17 protein-coding genes and 1 other RNA gene are annotated in these 16,987 nt (G+C 53.8%); 13 read left to right on the top strand and 5 right to left on the bottom strand.

All coding sequences use genetic code 11. The annotated features are described in order from the left end of the window. Positions 1-150: 150 nt before the first annotated feature. Positions 151-564 carry an acyl-CoA thioesterase gene (locus ACUTSW_RS10740; RefSeq protein WP_445584364.1) on the top strand — a complete coding sequence of 138 codons (414 nt, stop codon included), beginning with the start codon at positions 151-153 and terminating at the stop codon, positions 562-564. 150 nt (positions 565-714) lie between these two features. Here the strand turns inward: ACUTSW_RS10740 and queC are convergent, their stop codons facing one another. Further along, complete coding sequence (gene queC / locus ACUTSW_RS10735) at positions 715-1,413, bottom strand: 7-cyano-7-deazaguanine synthase QueC (protein ID WP_062869849.1); 699 nt, start codon at positions 1,411-1,413, stop codon at positions 715-717. A 121-nt stretch (positions 1,414-1,534) separates the two neighbouring features. Further along, positions 1,535-3,259 (bottom strand): SgrR family transcriptional regulator, encoded by a 1,725-nt coding sequence (locus ACUTSW_RS10730; protein ID WP_445584468.1) that lies wholly within the window; start codon positions 3,257-3,259, stop codon positions 1,535-1,537. A gap of 103 nt (positions 3,260-3,362) precedes the next feature. On the opposite strand from ACUTSW_RS10730, the gene cof reads away from it, so the two are divergent. Then, positions 3,363-4,187: an HMP-PP phosphatase gene (cof, locus tag ACUTSW_RS10725; protein WP_020453710.1), complete on the top strand. Its 825-nt coding sequence runs from the start codon at positions 3,363-3,365 to the stop codon at positions 4,185-4,187. A gap of 58 nt (positions 4,188-4,245) precedes the next feature. Here cof and ACUTSW_RS10720 read toward each other — a convergent pair whose 3' ends face one another. Next, complete coding sequence (locus ACUTSW_RS10720) at positions 4,246-5,286, bottom strand: PLP-dependent cysteine synthase family protein (protein ID WP_445584363.1); 1,041 nt, start codon at positions 5,284-5,286, stop codon at positions 4,246-4,248. 122 nt (positions 5,287-5,408) lie between these two features. On the opposite strand from ACUTSW_RS10720, the gene ACUTSW_RS10715 reads away from it, so the two are divergent. The 5 genes from ACUTSW_RS10715 to amtB all read left to right on the top strand — a co-directional run bounded on the left by ACUTSW_RS10715 (position 5,409) and on the right by amtB (position 11,471). Beyond that, positions 5,409-5,870, top strand: a complete 462-nt coding sequence (locus ACUTSW_RS10715) for an Lrp/AsnC family transcriptional regulator (RefSeq protein WP_004949329.1) — start codon at positions 5,409-5,411, stop codon at positions 5,868-5,870. Positions 5,871-5,964: 94 nt separating this feature from the next. Then, positions 5,965-7,740, top strand: a complete 1,776-nt coding sequence (locus ACUTSW_RS10710) for a SmdA family multidrug ABC transporter permease/ATP-binding protein (protein ID WP_063198061.1) — start codon at positions 5,965-5,967, stop codon at positions 7,738-7,740. Next, positions 7,733-9,511, top strand: a complete 1,779-nt coding sequence (locus ACUTSW_RS10705) for a SmdB family multidrug efflux ABC transporter permease/ATP-binding protein (protein ID WP_445584362.1) — start codon at positions 7,733-7,735, stop codon at positions 9,509-9,511. Before ACUTSW_RS10710 ends, ACUTSW_RS10705 begins: the two co-directional genes overlap by 8 nt. Positions 9,512-9,809: 298 nt before the next feature. Then, positions 9,810-10,148: a P-II family nitrogen regulator gene (gene glnK, locus ACUTSW_RS10700; protein WP_004949337.1), complete on the top strand. Its 339-nt coding sequence runs from the start codon at positions 9,810-9,812 to the stop codon at positions 10,146-10,148. Positions 10,149-10,184: 36 nt separating this feature from the next. Then, complete coding sequence (gene amtB / locus ACUTSW_RS10695) at positions 10,185-11,471, top strand: ammonium transporter AmtB (protein ID WP_062793157.1); 1,287 nt, start codon at positions 10,185-10,187, stop codon at positions 11,469-11,471. A gap of 87 nt (positions 11,472-11,558) precedes the next feature. On the opposite strand, the gene tesB is transcribed toward amtB, so the two are convergent. Continuing rightward, entirely contained in the window at positions 11,559-12,422 is an 864-nt protein-coding gene (tesB, locus tag ACUTSW_RS10690; RefSeq protein WP_063198059.1) for an acyl-CoA thioesterase II, read from the bottom strand. A 230-nt stretch (positions 12,423-12,652) separates the two neighbouring features. Here tesB and ACUTSW_RS10685 point away from each other — a divergent pair, with 230 nt between their 5' ends. Continuing rightward, the gene (locus tag ACUTSW_RS10685; protein WP_445584361.1) at positions 12,653-13,144 is read left to right on the top strand and encodes a YbaY family lipoprotein; all 492 of its coding nucleotides are present in this window, start codon (positions 12,653-12,655) and stop codon (positions 13,142-13,144) included. 65 nt (positions 13,145-13,209) lie between these two features. On the opposite strand, the gene ACUTSW_RS10680 is transcribed toward ACUTSW_RS10685, so the two are convergent. Beyond that, positions 13,210-13,524 carry an MGMT family protein gene (locus ACUTSW_RS10680; protein WP_445584360.1) on the bottom strand — a complete coding sequence of 105 codons (315 nt, stop codon included), beginning with the start codon at positions 13,522-13,524 and terminating at the stop codon, positions 13,210-13,212. Positions 13,525-13,682: 158 nt separating this feature from the next. Between ACUTSW_RS10680 and ffs the strand changes: the two genes are divergently transcribed. From ffs to ACUTSW_RS10655, 5 genes are all read left to right on the top strand, one after another. Continuing rightward, an RNA gene (gene ffs / locus ACUTSW_RS10675) (signal recognition particle sRNA small type) lies at positions 13,683-13,779 on the top strand. 345 nt (positions 13,780-14,124) lie between these two features. Then, positions 14,125-14,925, top strand: coding sequence for a winged helix-turn-helix domain-containing protein (locus ACUTSW_RS10670; RefSeq protein ID WP_445584359.1), 801 nt, complete (start codon positions 14,125-14,127; stop codon positions 14,923-14,925). Next, positions 14,910-15,404 carry a FidL-like protein gene (locus ACUTSW_RS10665; protein WP_445584358.1) on the top strand — a complete coding sequence of 165 codons (495 nt, stop codon included), beginning with the start codon at positions 14,910-14,912 and terminating at the stop codon, positions 15,402-15,404. Before ACUTSW_RS10670 ends, ACUTSW_RS10665 begins: the two co-directional genes overlap by 16 nt. 413 nt (positions 15,405-15,817) lie before the next feature. Continuing rightward, entirely contained in the window at positions 15,818-16,309 is a 492-nt protein-coding gene (locus ACUTSW_RS10660; protein ID WP_445584357.1) for a winged helix-turn-helix domain-containing protein, read from the top strand. A gap of 49 nt (positions 16,310-16,358) precedes the next feature. Further along, on the top strand, positions 16,359-16,865 hold the full coding sequence (locus tag ACUTSW_RS10655; protein ID WP_445584356.1) for a type II secretion system protein N: 507 nt from the start codon (positions 16,359-16,361) through the stop codon (positions 16,863-16,865). The last annotated feature ends 122 nt before the right edge of the window (positions 16,866-16,987 follow it).

Genomic DNA, 16,987 nt, shown 5'->3' with positions numbered 1-16,987 from the left:
CACGGCTGCGTGGCAAAGTGCCATTGCAGCCTTTTTCCTCTGCTACATTCTACAGGTCTTACCAGTTTGGCGTATTGACCAAACGGGTGCGGGGGCAGTACGCCGTCCCCGCTTTATTCTGTAATCACCAGGCAGGAGCGACCGTTCCCTATGCATCATACCTTTATTAAAGTCCGTGGTTATCATCTTGATGTTTATCAACACGTTAATAATGCCCGCTATCTGGAGTTTCTGGAGGAGGCGCGCTGGGATTGGCTGGAGAATCATGAAGGCTTCCGTTGGATGACGGAAAACAACATTGCCTTTATCGTGGTGAACATCAATATCAATTACCGCACTCCGGCGGTGTTGGGGGACAAACTGCGCATCGACAGCCAGATGGTGCAGCTTAACGGCAAAAGCGGTGTGCTAAGCCAGAAGGTGACGCAGGATGCAACGGGCACGCTGGTTGCGGATGCGCTACTGACCTTTGTCTGTGTCGATCTGAAAACCCAGAAGGCATTGCCGATTGAGGGGCAACTGCGCGAACATCTGCAGGTGCTCACGCAGCCGGAGAATCGGTAAAGCAACGAGCGGCAATCTTTGCCGCCGTTATTTCCGTCATACTTCAAGCGGCATCCTTATTGGCTACCCGAGTCACTTACTTGAGTAAGCTCATCGGGATGCGTTTGCTTGCCGCTTCGATGCCACTCGAATTATTTCGGGTAGGTACACTCAGGCCAGGCCGGTCTTCTGTTTCAGGCTCGCCATCACTTCGGCTTTGTTGATTTGATAGTGCTTCAGGCCGTTGGCACGCAGGTGGCAGGCTGCGCATTCGCCACAGCCATCGCCCTGAATACCGTTGTAGCAGGTCAGGGTATCCTGACGTACCCGATCCAACTGCTGATAGTAATCCGCCAGCGCCCAGGTCTCTGCCTTATTCAGCCACATCAGCGGCGTTTCGAAGCGAATATCGCGGGCGATACCGAGCACCACTGCGTGATTCAGCGCTTTGACAAACTCGTCGCGGCAATCCGGGTAACCGGAAAAGTCGGTTTCACAAACGCCGGTGATCACGGCTTCGGCTTCCACCTGATAGGCATAGATAGCGGCCAGCGTCAGGAACAGGATATTACGGCCCGGTACGAAAGTGCTTGGCAGCCCGCCTTCCTGCTCGTTGTTATAGGCAGGCACCGGAATGCTGTCACGGGTCAGGCTACTGATAGCCAGTTCGTTGAGTAACCCTACGTCCAGCACCTTATGCGCTTTGGCGCCAAGCGCGACCGACAGCGCCTGAGCGACTTCGATTTCGGCGCGGTGACGCTGGCCGTAATCGAACGTGATGCAATGCACTTCATCGTACTGCTGCAATGCCTGAATCAAGCAGGTCGTGGAATCTTGTCCACCGCTGAAAACGACAACCGCGCGTTTCATAAAATCACCTTATTTTATGGCTGAAACCGGGCCGAGGCACCCTCGGGCGACCGGATAAAAAATGCGTGCGGCAACTAGGGTAGCAGAAATGGCTGCATGTCGTAGCCGCCGCTTCCATTTATCACTGAGGAGGCTGTGGTTGATTCTCCACCGGGGGTGGCAGCCAGGCCTGGCAGAAATCAAACCAGCCATAGGCGGTCAGGGTAACGCCATGAATACGCGGTGGTGCGCTGATTTGATATTGGTAGTGAAACAGCGGGGTGATGATCGCCGCTGCCATCAACTGCTGATAGTAAGTTTTCAATTGCTCAAAACGCGGTTGCTGCGCGGTAAGTTGCTGGATCCGCTGCAACGTTTGTTGCTGATGTTGCCAGCGTGAGTCAGGCAAAATGCCACGCCACAGCGTATCTTGCCGCAACCAGCTTTCCAGCGTGGCTTCTGGCGACTCGCCGATCAGGTTATCCGCCAGCAGGAGATCGGCCTGTTCGATTTGCTCCGCGCTTTGCCAGCGTTTGCCCGCATAGTAACGCACCTCCAGCTCACAGCCATGGCGCGCCAATAATTGTTGCAGCGCCACAGTGACCGTCTCCAACTCAACCGGCGGCCGGTACAACAGCGTCAGCCTGGCGGGCAGGGCAATATCCTCGCTGGCTTGATGTTGCGGGATCGACCAGCCAGGCAGCATCTCGTGGCTGGGGGTGATGACGCTGTTGGGGACCGGCAGATTGGCCAGCAGGCCGGATTGCTGGATTAGCATCAGCAATTTCTGCCCCTGCGCTTCACTTAGCACGCCATGCTTCAGGTTAATCGCCAGATAGCACCAGCCCAGGCTCATGCTGCGTTGCACCGGCCGGGCCAGCGCCAGCTCTTCCTGAGGGCCGATGGTAATACGCACCGGGTGCTGGCAACTGGTGTAAGCGCCGCCGGCATGCAGTTCCGGGGTGATCCAATACTCAATGCTTTCCAGATAAGGATGCTGCAAATGGTAAAACGGATGCTGCTCCAGGCGTACCAGATGCGGCTCATTTAGCGTGAGCTTAAAGGGGCCGGCGCCAATGCCCGGCGAGTCCGGGTGGGTCAGCAGACAGGGCAACTCTGCCAGCCGGTGTGCCAGCCAAAAGTCCGGGCGCAGCAGATCAAACTGGATGCACAAGGCATGAGGCAGGCTGATGGCGGCAACGCTGGCCAGGCTTGGCTGGCTGCGCGGATGCTGGAGTAATTTCTCCAACGTTTGCAGCAGCTGTTGCCCGGTCAGCGGTTCGCCGTTATGCCAGCGCAACTGGCTGCGCAGAAAAAACTGCCAGCACAGCCCGTCGTCACTGATTTGCCAGTGATGGGCCAGATCCGGTTGCGGCTCGGGGTTGCCGGTCATAAAGCGCGTCAATCCGGCGTGCAGTGTGGCGACCAGATGTTGCTCGGCACGGCCGGTGAGGGTCAGCGGATCCAGGGTTTCCAGCGTACGGTAGTAGGGGATACGCAGCGTCGGGCTGCCCGCCTGCCATTGGCCGCCGAGGTGTGGACTGAGCAACTCTTGCAGATGTTGCGGATCCAACTGCGCCATTTCCAATGCGCCCTGATGATCGCCATTTTGCAACAATCTTTGCAGATGAGCGGCCCGCAGTTCATCCGGGGTTTTCAGGCAGTGAAGACGAGCGCGTTTGCCGCGCCCGGCCTGTGAATGCCAGCTCAGCCAGCCTTGATCCTGCAACTGCTGCACCAGCGTGCGGGCATGGCGTTCGCTGCAATAGAACAGCGCCGCCAGCTCGCCGATGGTGATCGCCACCGGCGCGCCGCCGATCTGCTGGTACAGGCGTTGATATTGGCTGAGACGGTGGGTCAGGCGCATGATAGAAATCCGGAACAGTTTTTCAGAATTGTTCACTATTACTTCCGCAAATACCATCCCATACTGCAGTGATTGTAATCGCGTTCACATTCACGAGGTCTTTATGTATCGTCTGGCGGCTTTTGATATGGATGGCACTTTGCTGACGCCGGATCACCGGGTCGGATCGGAAACCCTGGCGGTGCTGAAGCAACTGGTTGAACGAGACATGATCGTGACCTTCGCCACCGGGCGCCACTACCTTGATGCTCAGCCGATCATGGCGCAACTAGGCCTGCAGGGCTATCTGATTACCGGCAACGGTACCCGGGTTTACGACAATCGGGGGCAGCAACTGCACGCCACCGATTTGCCTGCCGATATTGCCGAAGAGGTGCTGCATACCCACTGGCGCACCGAGGCCAGCATGCACGTTTTTCGTGATGAAGGCTGGATAACGGAATTTGCGGTACCGGACGAGATGCTAAGGGCACATCACCTGAGCGGTTTTCGTTTCCAACTGGCAGAACTGCGCCGGCTGCCGGCGTTCGGCAACAGTAAAGTGTGTTTTATCGCGCCGCACGAGGCGTTACTGGCATTGCAGCTACAACTGCAGGCGCATCTGGGCGACAGGGCCGATCTCTGTTTTTCCGCTTACGAGTGCCTGGAAGTGCTGCCGCTCGGCTGCAACAAGGGCACTGCGTTGGATATGTTGAGCCGCCACCTGGGGATAACGATGGCGGACTGCATGGCGTTTGGCGATGCGATGAACGACAAGGAGATGCTGGCGACGGTGGGGCACGGCGTGGTGATGGGCAATGCCTTGCCGCAGTTGAAGTCGCTGCTGCCCCGGCTACCGGTTATCGGCCACTGCGAACAGCAGGCGGTGGCTCACTATTTGCAACATTGGCTGCGTTCACCTTACCTCACCTATTCCCCCGAATTATGAGGTTTTACTTTTACAGCCGGCCGGGTATGACTTACCCGGCTTTTTTTGTTCTCGATGCTTACAGATCTTCCAGTTGCGCCAGCCAGGGTGTCAGGTCACCAATATTGTTGCTCACCCATTCCGGGTTGTAATAAGTGTCCAGATAGCGTTCGCCGCTGTCGCACAGCAGGGTGACGATCGACCCCTGCTCACCTTGTTCACGCATTTGCTTCGCCAATTGCAGCGCGCCCCAAACGTTGGTGCCGGTGGATGCACCCACTTTGCGCCCCAATACTTTTTCCAGCCAGTGGATAGTGGCGACGCTGGCCGCATCCGGTACGCGCAGCATAGCGTCGACTACCGACGGAATAAATGAAGGCTCGGCGCGTGGGCGGCCAATGCCTTCGATCCGGCTGCCGCAACTGCCGATAATGGTGCGGTCGCGCTGGTGGAAACAATCGTAGAACACCGAGTTTTCCGGATCGACCACCGTCAGGCGCGTGTCGTGCCCTTGATAGCGAATATAGCGCCCCAGAGTTGCAGAGGTGCCGCCGGTACCGGCGCTCATCACAATATGTTTGGGTACCGGGAAGGGCTCGCGCGCCATCTGGCGGAAGATGCTGTCGGCGATGTTGTTGTTACCGCGCCAGTCTGTCGCACGCTCGGCGTAGGTAAACTGATCCATATAGTGGCCGTTCAGCTCTTTCGCCAATTGTTCGGAGACGGCGTAAATTTGCGCCGCATGGTCGACAAAGTGGCAACGGCCGCCGTAGAAGGCGATTTGCTCAACTTTGCGGCGCGCGGTGCAGGACGGCATCACGGCGATAAACGGTAAACCAATCAGCCGAGCGAAGTAGGCCTCGGATACCGCGGTACTGCCGGAAGAGGCTTCGATAATCGTGGTGTTTTCGGTGATCCAACCGTTGCACAAACCGTACAGGAACAGCGAACGGGCCAACCGGTGCTTCAGGCTGCCGGTCGGGTGAGTGCTTTCATCTTTCAGGTACAGGCAGATACCGGGAAATTCAGGCAGGTTCAGGCGGATCAGGTGCGTGTCGGCGGAGCGTTGGAAATCCGCTTCTATTTCACCGATCGCATATTTTACCCAAGAATTTGTCATCGTCTGGCCTCAGAATAGGGGGCTTGTTTACCGCGTAGCATAGCCTGTCGCAGGGAAAAAAGGATTGCCATTTTCCCTGTTTAATCGCCTAATGGGAGAAAATTTTTCTCCTGGTTGGCGATATGTTAGATAAAACAGACCGTAAATTACTGTGCATGCTGCAACAGGACTGCACGCAGTCGCTGCAGGCGCTGGCCGACGCGGTCAATCTGACGTCGACGCCCTGCTGGAAAAGGCTGAAGCGGCTGGAAGATGAAGGCTACATCCGTGGGCGCGTCGCGCTGCTGGATAACGAAAAGCTGGGCCTGGGGCTGACGGCGTTTGTGCTGATCAAAACCCAGCAGCACAGCAGCGAGTGGTATCAGAAGTTCGTGCAACTTACCCAGCAGATGCCAGAGGTGCTGGCGTTCTATCGCATGGCGGGAGAGTACGATTACCTGATGCAGGTGGAAGTGGCGGACATGAAGAGTTACGACAGCTTTTACAAGCGCCTGGTGAACGGTGTGCCGGGGTTGATCGACGTCACTTCCAGCTTCGCGATGGAAAAAATCAAATACACCACCGCGCTGCCGGTTCCCGAGTGAAATGTTCACCAAACTGGCAAAGTAACGGTGGTATTCTACTCTGCTGAGTCAGAGCGAGAGTAAAATCGACTACATTATCCTGGAATAAAACTGCGTGAGATTATTTGCTCAAATCGGCTGGTATTTCCGCCGCGAGTGGCGCCGCTACCTGGGGGCGGTGGTGCTGCTGATCGTCATCGCCATACTGCAACTGTTGCCGCCCAAGCTGGTGGGCATCATTGTCGACGGCATCACCGAGAAACAGATGTCCGCCGGCGTGTTGATGGCCTGGCTGGGGCTGATGCTCGGCACCGCCGTGATTGTTTACCTGCTGCGCTACGTGTGGCGGGTGCTGCTGTTTGGTGCCTCCTACCAACTCGCCGTTGAACTGCGCGAGAATTTTTATCGCCAGCTCAGCAGGCAGAATCCGGCCTTTTATCTGCGTCACCGCACCGGTGATCTGATGGCGCGCGCCACCAATGATGTGGATCGGGTGGTTTTCGCCGCCGGTGAAGGGGTGCTGACGCTGGTGGATTCACTGGTAATGGGGTTGGCGGTGCTGGTAGTGATGAGTACCCAAATCAGCTGGCAACTGACTCTGCTGTCGCTGATCCCGATGCCGATCATGGCGATTGTGATTAAGTATTATGGCGATCAGTTGCATCAGCGCTTTAAATCGGCGCAGGCAGCCTTTTCCAGCCTGAACGATCAGGCTCAGGAAAGCATGACCAGCATTCGTATGATCAAGGCATTCGGCCTGGAAGATCATCAGTCCAACCAGTTTGCGGAAGTCGCCGCGCAAACCGGCGCCAAAAATATGCACGTGGCGCGAATAGACGCCCGTTTTGATCCGACGATTTATATCGCCATCGGCGCTTCCAATCTGCTGGCGATCGGCGGCGGCAGTTGGATGGTGGTCAACGGTTCGCTGACGCTTGGCCAATTGACCAGCTTCGTGATGTACCTTGGCCTGATGATTTGGCCGATGCTGGCGCTGGCCTGGATGTTCAACATCGTGGAGCGCGGCAGCGCGGCGTATGGCCGTATTCGCAGCCTGCTGGAGGAAGCGCCGGCGGTGACCGACGGCGAGAGCCTGTTGCCGGCCGGGCGCGGCAACCTGGAGGTCGACATCCGGGCATTCCATTACCCGGGAAATTCGCACGCGGCTCTGCATAACGTGGCGCTGAAACTGGCGCCGGGGCAGATGCTCGGCCTGTGCGGGCCAACCGGTGCCGGGAAGTCGACGCTGTTGTCGTTGATCCAGCGTCAGTTTGACATTGACGAGGGCCAGATTAGCTATCAGGGGATGCCGCTGACCCAGGTGAAGCTTGACGATTGGCGCTCAAGGTTGTCCGTGGTCAGCCAGACGCCATTCCTGTTTTCGGACAGCGTTGCCAACAATATTGCGCTGGGCAAGCCGGGAGCGACGCAGGAGCAGATTGAACGCGCAGCTCGTCTGGCCAGCGTGCACGAGGATATCTTGCGGCTACCGCAGGGCTATGAAACCGAAGTGGGCGAGCGCGGCGTAATGCTCTCCGGTGGGCAGAAACAGCGTATTTCCATTGCACGTGCCTTGTTGCTGGATGCGGAGATCCTGATCCTCGACGACGCGCTCTCGGCGGTGGATGGCCGTACTGAACATCAGATCCTGCACAATTTACGCAGCTGGGGGCAGAACCGTACGGTGATTATCAGCGCGCACCGGCTTTCGGCGTTGACCGAAGCCAGCGAGATCCTGGTGATACAGCACGGCGGCGTGGCGCAGCGCGGCCAGCATGCGTCGCTGGCAACTCAGCCAGGCTGGTATCGCGATATGTATCGCTATCAGCAACTGGAGGCGGCGCTGGATGAAGCTCCGCAAGCCGGCGAGGAGATGTTAACCAATGAATAAAATGCAAAAGCTGTGGCCGACGCTGAAACGGCTGCTGGCTTATGGTTCGCCCTACCGCAAACCGCTGGGGCTGGCGGTGTTGATGCTGTGGGTAGCGGCCGCGGCGGAAGTCGCCGGGCCGATTCTGGTCAGTTACTTTATCGATAATTACGTCGCCAAAGGGCAATTGCCGTTGATGATCGTCTGCGGGCTGGCGGCGGCCTACATTCTGCTGGAGCTGTTGGCGGCGGCGCTGCACTATTTTCAGGCGCTGCTGTTCAATCAGGCCGCGGTGGGGGTGGTTCAACGTCTGCGCACCGATGTGATGGACGCTGCACTGCGTCAGCCGCTCAGCGCTTTCGATACGCAACCGGTCGGGCAGTTAATCTCCCGGGTGACCAATGACACCGAAGTGATTAAAGATCTGTACGTAATGGTGGTTTCCACCGTGCTGAAAAGCGCCGCGTTGATTGGTGCCATGCTGGTGGCGATGTTTAGCCTCGACTGGCGCATGGCGCTGGTGGCGATTTGTATCTTCCCGGCGGTATTTGTGGTGATGGGTATTTATCAGTACTACAGCACGCCGGTCGTACGCCGGATGCGCGGCTATCTGGCGGACATCAACGACGGTTTTAATGAAGTGATCAACGGCATGGGCGTGATCCAGCAGTTCCGTCAGCAGATCCGCTTTGGCGAACGCATGAACGCAGCCAGTCGGTCACACTATTCCGCGCGTATGCAGACGCTGCGCCTGGACGGTTTTCTGCTGCGGCCGCTGCTCAGCCTGTTTTCGGCGCTGGTGCTGTGCGGCCTGCTGATGCTGTTCGGTTTCAGCGGCGAAGGGTCGATAGGCGTCGGCGTGCTGTATGCCTTTATCAACTACCTGGGGCGCCTGAATGAGCCACTAATCGAACTGACGTCGCAACAGTCGATCCTGCAACAGGCGGTGGTGGCCGGCGAGCGCATTTTCGAGTTGATGGACCGCAGTCAGCAAAGTTACGGGACGGACGATCGCCCGCTGGAAAGCGGCCGTATCGACATCGACAACCTGAGCTTTGCTTACCGTGAAGATAAAAAGGTGCTGCAACATATTTCGCTGTCGGTGCCTTCGCGGGGTTTTGTGGCGCTGGTCGGCCATACCGGCAGCGGCAAGAGCACCTTGGCTAATTTACTGATGGGTTATTACCCGATCAACGAAGGCGAAGTGCGCCTTGACGGCCGTCCGCTCTCCAATTTGTCGCACCGCACGCTGCGCCAGGGCGTGGCAATGGTGCAGCAAGATCCGGTGGTGATCGCCGAATCGGTGCTGGCCAACGTGACTCTGGGGCGCAACATCAGCGAAGAGACGGTCTGGCAGGCGCTGGAAACGGTGCAGTTGGCTGAGCTGGTACGGACCTTCCCGCAGGGCATCCATACCCGTCTGGGCGAGCAGGGCAACAATCTGTCGGTGGGCCAGAAACAGCTGTTGGCAATGGCCAGAGTGTTGGTGCAGGCGCCGCAGATCCTGATCCTGGACGAGGCGACCGCCAACATTGACTCCGGAACCGAGCAGGCGATCCAGCGCGCGCTGCGTTTGATCCGTGAACACACCACGTTGGTGGTGATCGCTCACCGTCTGTCGACCATTGTCGATGCCGACTCGATTTTGGTGTTGCACCGCGGTCAGGCAGTCGAGCAGGGCAATCATCAGCAACTGCTGGCGCAACAGGGGCGTTACTACCAGATGTATCAACTGCAACTGGTGGGCGAGGAGCTGGCCGCTGCCAGCCGCGAAGAAACGCAAACCGCATGATCCCAGGGGCCGGTTATCAAAACCGGCCCTTTCTTTTCCCGCCACGCACCACAAACAGGCATCCATCCTTTTCAAATCCCTTGCTCTGCACTTTTTCGACGCGTCACGCACCAAATTAGTGCGCGATATTTAATCAATCACCCTCGCAGGAACCGGTTGCCGGGTGGCCTCGGTACGTCGCATCGCCAGCCCGTCGGTTAATTTGCTGAATTCGCGCACAAAACCATTTGTGGCATAGCCTTTGCTTTATAAGACTCGTACCAAGGGGGAGTTTGGGCTTAATTCGTGGAGGGGCAATATGAAGCTGGTTACCGTGGTGATTAAACCATTCAAGCTGGAGGACGTGCGTGAAGCCCTATCCTCTGTAGGTATTCAGGGGCTGACCGTAACCGAAGTGAAAGGGTTTGGTCGCCAGAAGGGTCATGCTGAGCTCTATCGCGGAGCGGAATACAGCGTCAACTTCTTACCTAAAGTCAAAATCGACATTGCTATCGCCGACGATCAGTTGGACGAAGTGGTTGATGTCATTAGTAAAGCGGCCTACACCGGTAAAATCGGTGACGGCAAAATTTTCGTTGCCGAATTGCAACGTGTCATTCGCATTCGCACCGGCGAAACAGACGAAGCAGCACTGTAATCACAGGCTCAGTAAAGTAATGGGGATGGATTGATAATGAAAAAACTTTTATCCATGTTGGGCCTGAGTACGGTAACCATGGTTCCTTCTTTGGCCCTGGCCGCTCCGGCGGTCGCAGACAAGGCTGACAACGCGTTCATGATGATTTGCACCGCTTTGGTGCTGTTCATGACCTTGCCGGGCGTAGCTCTGTTTTACGGTGGTTTGCTGCGTTCCAAAAACGTGCTCTCCATGTTGACTCAGGTCACCGTTACCTTCGCAATGGTGTGCGTGCTGTGGGTGCTTTATGGCTACAGCCTGGCTTTCAGCGAGGGCAATGCGTTCTTCGGCGGATTCCAGACGGCGATGCTGAAAGGCATTGGCATCGATAGCGTCACCGGCACCTTTAGCCAGATGATCCACGTGGCATTCCAGGCTTCCTTTGCCTGTATTACCGTTGCGCTGGTGGTGGGCGGCTTTGCCGAGCGTATCCGCTTCTCTGCGGTAGTGATTTTTGCGGCCATCTGGTTCACCATTTCTTACCTGCCGATTGCGCACATGGTATGGGGCGGCGGTTTCCTGGCCGCTGACGGCGCGCTGGACTTTGCCGGCGGCACCGTAGTGCACATCAACGCGGCAAGCGCCGGGCTGATTGGCGCCTACCTGTTGGGTAAACGTGCCGGTTTCGGCAAAGAAGCCTTCAAGCCGCACAACCTGCCGATGGTGTTTACCGGCGCTTCAATCCTGTATGTCGGCTGGTTTGGCTTCAACGCCGGTTCTGCCAGCGCGGCTAACGGCATTGCGGCACTGGCGTTCCTGAACACCGTGGTTGCTACCGCCGGCGCGATCCTCTCCTGGACCTTTGCCGAGTGGATTGTGCGCGGCAAACCTTCACTGCTGGGCGCATGCTCCGGTTGTATCGCCGGGCTGGTCGCTATCACGCCGGCTGCGGGTACCGTGGGTATCGGCGGGGGGCTGATTATCGGCCTGGTGGGCGGCGTTGCCGGTCTGTGGGGCGTGGTCACGCTGAAGAAATGGCTGAATGTGGATGATACCTGTGACGTGTTCGGCGTGCATGGCGTGTGCGGCATCGTCGGCTGTCTGTTGACCGGCGTGTTCACCTCTGCCTCACTGGGCGGCACCGGGTACGCAGAAGGCGTTACCATGAGCCATCAGGTGCTGGTCCAACTGATGAGCGTGGCAATCACCCTGGTCTGGTCCGGTGTGGCTGCTTTCATCGCCTTTAAAGTGGCGGGCGCCATCGTCGGTCTGCGCGTACCGGAAGAGCAGGAGCGCGAAGGTCTGGACGTCAACAGCCATGGCGAGAGTGCCTATAACCAATAAGCCTTGAAGAAGGGCAGTGCGCTAAATAACACGAAAAATAATGATGATGCGAAAAGGGCGATGGTGACATCGCCCTTTTTTTCTTTTTTAGGCGTCGCGCTGGCGAATCACGCCTTCTTGCACCGTGGTGGCGACCAGTACGCCTTCACGGGTGTAGAACTGGCCGCGCACAAAGCCGCGTGCGCCAGAGGCGGAGGAGCTTTCCACCACGTACAGCAACCAATCGTCCAGGCGGAACGGCCGGTGGAACCACATCGAATGATCGATAGTCGCCACCTGCATGCCCGGCTCAAGGAAGCCGACGCCGTGCGGCTGTAGCGCCGTCGGCAGGAAGTTGAAATCTGACGCATAGCCCAGCAGATATTGGTGGATACGCTGATCGTCCGGCATGGTGCCGTTGGCGCGGAACCACACGTAACGGTGCGGTTCTTCCACCGTACCTTTCAGCGGGTTGTGGAATTTGACCGGGCGCATTTCAATCGGCTTTTGGCCGATAAACTTTTCGCGAACCTTGTCCGGCAGCATATGCGCCAACTTCTGGGCTATGTCTGATTCGGACATCAGTCCTTCTGGCGGCGGCACGTCCGGCATGGTGTTCTGGTGTTCAAACCCTGCTTCCGGGCTTTGGAAAGAGGCGGTCATGTAGAAGATCGGTTTGCCGTGCTGAATGGCGCTGACGCGACGGGCGCTGAAGCTATTGCCGTCGCGGAGGATTTCTACGTCATAAATAATCGGCTTGCTGCTGTCGCCTGGGCGTAAGAAATAGCTGTGGAACGAGTGCACGCTGCGTTCTGCCGGTACCGTTTGTTTGGCGGCATACAGCGCCTGGCCGACCACCTGTCCGCCGAATACCTGACGCAGACCCAGATCTTCACTTTGTCCGCGGAATAGCCCTTCTTCGATTTTCTCCAGATCCAGCAGATCGAGGAGGTTTTGCAGTGCCTGGCTCATAAAGTTACTACCCTTTTAATAATCATTTTGCGCAGTGTGCGGAATATCACGGCAAGACGTCAATATGTTGCGTTAAGGCACAGGGAAAATTGCCTGAATACTGAGCGTTATTAGAAGGCTAAGTGATTAACAGGCAGTGCAAAATGGATTTTTCAGTATTTTGTGCTAAGTTTAATGAGTGAGGTGGTGAAAGCCACCAAGGTGTTGATAATAAAAAAGGAGACCGATCCATGAAACTCTGGCAAATCGTAGGTGGAGCAGCAGCATTGACGATCACCCTGGCGGGTTGTGCTCAAAAGAGCGCAAATGTGCCTGTGCCGGCAGCGGGAAACCCAGCGATTGCGCAAACGCAGATTCAGGGCCCGGCGGTAACTGGTTCGGTTAACATTCGCCAGCGTATTGCGCTGCCACCGGATGCCGTACTGACGGTTACGCTCTCTGATGCTTCATTGTCGGATGCGCCGTCGAAAGTGATTGCCCAGCGCGCGGTGCGCACTGAAGGCAAGCAGGCGCCGTTTAATTTTGTACTTCCTTACAACCCGGCTGATATTCAGCCCAACGCGCGTATCATTCTGAGCGCGGCCATTACGGTAAACGGTCGGATGACCTTTATTACCGACACTATCCAGGAAGTAGTGACCCGCAACGGCACCCGTGCCGACCTGCAGTTGGTTCCGGTGCAGGGCATGCCGGTTCAGGCGACGCCAACAGTGATGCCGTAAACCGGCAATCCTGAAGCTGTAAGAGATCAACAGCCTTTGCGCTCCGGCCAAAGGCTGTTTTGTTGCTACCAGCGCCAGCCATAAATCAGTAGATCGACCGTGCTGTGCGCGCCGAAGATGATCCCCTCACTCAGCAGCGCCTGGCGCTGACGTTGAAAGTCCTCCCCCTGCTGCGAAATCTGGCCATGGCGGTTAATCACCCGGTGCCAGGGCAGGCTGCTGCCTTCCGGCAGACGCCTCAGTACGCCGCCGACCTGACGTGCGGCCCGCGGTGAGCCCGCCAGCCGCGCTACCTCGCCATAGGTCGTGACCTTGCCATAGGGAATGGCGGTTACCACGTGGAACACGCGCTGGCTGAATGTGGCGTCTTCTGGTTCCATTTATGTTTTCCTGCTGCGGCAAAAAGCCAAGGATGAAAGTGTGCCACAGCCTGGGTGGGTAAGAAAACAGCGGTTGGCCCCGGTTGGCTTGCTATTTGGCTGGTCATCGCCGATAATGCCCACCGCTTCGCAGTCATAGAAGCCGTCAATGGGGGCCCTGTTGGTTCTCCCGCAACACTAACTTGTGAACTCGGTCAGATCCGGAAGGAAGCAGCCGTAGCAGGTGACGTGTGTGCCGGGATGTAGCTGGCAGGGCCTCCACCAATTTCAGCTTCCGCCTTTTCCTTCCCCCACCGTTTACGCACTGTTTTTGTCTATCGTCGTTTAGCCTGTCCGCTCGATAAATAGACGTTATAATCAGTCATCCGATCAGATTTTCACCTAAAAAATAATATGATGTCTCAAGAATGTTGGTCTCGATGTTTTTTCTTTTTCAGCGATACCTGAATAGAATGATAATTATCTTGATGTTGCGTGGTGTCGATGTTGTGGTTAAAATATTGTTAATGCTTGGTGTTGTCAGGCAATAATTTTGATATTGACTATAATGGGTTCGTACGGCGTTTTGGACAATAATCAGGCATCAGATTAGGCTGTAACATGATTTATATCATTGATAACAAAGTTGCCTTTAATACCGAGAACGGCTCTTTAAAGAGCATGAGAAATGGTAAGGAAGTATTTTTATCGAGCCTGAATGTCAGAGTGTTCAAATGCTTGCTTGAACATGGCGTGAAGCCGGTCAGCAGAGAGGATATTTTTAAGCAGGTTTGGGGTGAGCAAAGTCTGAATGTATCTTCCGCAACCCTGAACCAATATATTAGCCTGACTCGCCGGGCATTGCTTTCCGTAGGATTCAGCGATCGTTTGATAATCACGGTGGCTAAAACAGGTTATAGACTTAATAAAACCATTTTAGTTAAAATCTTGGAAATTGACCCTCCCGGCCAATCGCCGGAAGATATTCCCCCTTTCACGTCTGATGCCAACGGCCCCCAAGGGCCATATACACATCATTATTATCTGATTACGTTACTTCGTACTTTATCAATTGCATTACCGCTTGCCATCCTGGTTTTCTTGTTTTTTTATTATCAGCATTACCGTGAAAATGAAAAGCGTCCGTTTATCTCTTATCTTGGCGTGGTCAAAGGTTGTCCGATTTATTACTCTGGAAAGTATCTCGATAAAAAAACGGATCGCTACCTGCAGTTTTTGACCGAAAAGGATCTTTATGGTAATCGATGTGGTAAGGATGAAGTGATTATTGCGCGGCTCAATCACTCACTTAATACCACGGAAGACAGTGGCCGTCAGTTTATCGCAAAATGTGTAATGGACAACGATCATTTTTATCATCATTGTGAAAGCGAGTATATCCGCGCATGGAAAAAAAGTTAACCGTACTATCGATGATACTCATTGTTCTGTGCATTATTTTTGGCAGTAGCATATATTATCTCACCCATGCCCATCAGGATTTAAAGGGTATTGCCTGCGAAGCTAATGCGAAGTTCACTTACGTCAATGATTTGGATAATGCCAGTGCACCAATGGATATTCGTCTTGTTTTAAAAATGCACTACGTTTTTTTTACAAGCAATAAGGGTATTATGACTCTGAATGGGGTGGCGAGCAGCGGAGGTAAGCAGTTTTTTGTGAGTCGTAATGTTAATTTTACTTATGTTGCACAAGATGATTTTTATAAATTCCAATATGGCAATGAACAGCGCTCGGTAAGAGATACTTTACCCTCTGAAGTGTACTCCTATTTTTTTAATAGTGAATCTAACTTATACCATATCAATTATCTTGATAAGGACACTCTGATGTTTAGCAGCGTTTATGCCCCGATGTTTATTTGTAATGTGAAATCATAATCTGGAGTGTGAGAACATAGTAACGATAGAAATTATTAATGAACTACTATTTAGCCACTCTAATGTTATAGTCAGGTTTGGCTTTTCCATTCCTGACTTCCATCTTCCTATCAGGATGTCTAAAATTATAATAAATGATATATATTTTTATATATATCATTTATTGCATTTTATATAATATCATAACTCGTTGTTTTTATTTGTTATTTTTGTTTTATCTTACTTTGTAAAATATTATTATTTTTATCTTGTATATTGTATTTAGATGCTGTTGCCATTCATTGTTGTTCATGTTTTATTAGCTGACATCTTTAATTTTGCTGTTGTTTTGTTTCCTCATCTAACAGGGTTTATTGGTGAGCGAGAATACAAAAAATAACTGATTATTATTTTTTCTAGTCAATAGGTGAGATATGGACATACATGACATTGCTCTGAACGACACCCTGATGGAAAATGAGTCTGTTGTATTAGATAACAACAATAAAACATTGTTGTTTAAAAGGGAAAATATCGTCATTGAAATGACAGAATTGCAGCGTAGGTTTATTCTCTGTCTGCTTAGTGGCATATATAAAAAGAATGATATCATTCGCGCCGTATGGTTTTGCAATCATGAAACCATCAGCGATAACAATTATCATCAAATTATCTTTCAATGCCGTTCGTTGTTGTCGCGGCACGGTATCCCTGGTCAGGTGATTAAAACCATTCCCCGATTTGGCGTCATGCTGAGTTTTCAGGCCTGCGAGCGGGAAACCACGGAGGGGGCTGGATCTGAAAATAAAAAACTGGCGGAAAGTAAAAAAGGGAAGAAGGGCCTTTTGGAAACCATTAACTACAAAATTGCACTGACGTTGACTCTGCTGTTTTCGGTGGCGATGTTTGTGGGTGTGTCAGCTTAGCGCCTGATGAAAACGTGCTACCAATTTATCTGATTACCCCGAGGCCTAAGTGAGTAAACGGTTTATTGTTTTTTTTATTTCATTTTTCTTCTTGGCGAATACGGTGTTTATTTTTTATCAGCTTTGGAAAATTTATCGTATCGATCAGACAGATGTATCGTCGCAGCGTAATTTCGTGCCTGAAAGGGGACGTTATGTTGGTTTCCCTGCGCAAGATGATATAGAAAAAATCAACAATGCTGATTTTTTTGGCCGCTATGGGGAAAGTCGGGGAGAGGGAAATAACGGCATGAGCTATAAGATTGGCTCGCAGGGGATAAACGACGATGTTATCAACAATGCCCCTGAAACGCGTCTGGCGGGAAAAGTTACCGGCTTGCTGTTTAGCGATAACCCCAAACACAGCCTGGCGATAATAGAACGCTCCGGCAAACAGGCCAGTTATGGTATGGGCGATCGCATTGCTAACAGTAACGTCGTCGTATTACGGATACTGCAAGACAAGATATTGCTTGACGAGAATGGATACTACGCCTTGATGATTTTAAAAGACTAGGTGTGCTTTCTTTTTAGAATTGGAACTTTTTAAGGTCATAAGGCTACATTGTGATTACGCATCTTTTTTACCATTTTGGCCATCAACTGGCCCGCCTTCCCTGGCGGGAACTGGTGGTGGTA

Source organism: Serratia sp. TSA_198.1 (assembly GCF_052686505.1).
The sequence above is the reverse complement of the archived record's forward strand: the minus strand, read 5'-3'. Positions and strand labels throughout refer to the sequence as shown.

Bases quoted from the DNA above. Each gene is read 5' to 3' on its own strand.
- ACUTSW_RS10740 (WP_445584364.1), top strand. From the start codon at position 151: ATGCATCATACCTTTATTAAAGTCCGTGGTTATCATCTTGATGTTTAT.
- queC (WP_062869849.1), bottom strand. From the start codon at position 1,413: ATGAAACGCGCGGTTGTCGTTTTCAGCGGTGGACAAGATTCCACGACC.
- ACUTSW_RS10730 (WP_445584468.1), bottom strand. From the start codon at position 3,259: ATGCGCCTGACCCACCGTCTCAGCCAATATCAACGCCTGTACCAGCAG.
- cof (WP_020453710.1), top strand. From the start codon at position 3,363: ATGTATCGTCTGGCGGCTTTTGATATGGATGGCACTTTGCTGACGCCG.
- ACUTSW_RS10720 (WP_445584363.1), bottom strand. From the start codon at position 5,286: ATGACAAATTCTTGGGTAAAATATGCGATCGGTGAAATAGAAGCGGAT.
- ACUTSW_RS10715 (WP_004949329.1), top strand. From the start codon at position 5,409: ATGTTAGATAAAACAGACCGTAAATTACTGTGCATGCTGCAACAGGAC.
- ACUTSW_RS10705 (WP_445584362.1), top strand. From the start codon at position 7,733: ATGAATAAAATGCAAAAGCTGTGGCCGACGCTGAAACGGCTGCTGGCT.
- glnK (WP_004949337.1), top strand. From the start codon at position 9,810: ATGAAGCTGGTTACCGTGGTGATTAAACCATTCAAGCTGGAGGACGTG.
- amtB (WP_062793157.1), top strand. From the start codon at position 10,185: ATGAAAAAACTTTTATCCATGTTGGGCCTGAGTACGGTAACCATGGTT.
- tesB (WP_063198059.1), bottom strand. From the start codon at position 12,422: ATGAGCCAGGCACTGCAAAACCTCCTCGATCTGCTGGATCTGGAGAAA.
- ACUTSW_RS10685 (WP_445584361.1), top strand. From the start codon at position 12,653: ATGAAACTCTGGCAAATCGTAGGTGGAGCAGCAGCATTGACGATCACC.
- ACUTSW_RS10680 (WP_445584360.1), bottom strand. From the start codon at position 13,524: ATGGAACCAGAAGACGCCACATTCAGCCAGCGCGTGTTCCACGTGGTA.
- ACUTSW_RS10670 (WP_445584359.1), top strand. From the start codon at position 14,125: ATGATTTATATCATTGATAACAAAGTTGCCTTTAATACCGAGAACGGC.
- ACUTSW_RS10665 (WP_445584358.1), top strand. From the start codon at position 14,910: ATGGAAAAAAAGTTAACCGTACTATCGATGATACTCATTGTTCTGTGC.
- ACUTSW_RS10660 (WP_445584357.1), top strand. From the start codon at position 15,818: ATGGACATACATGACATTGCTCTGAACGACACCCTGATGGAAAATGAG.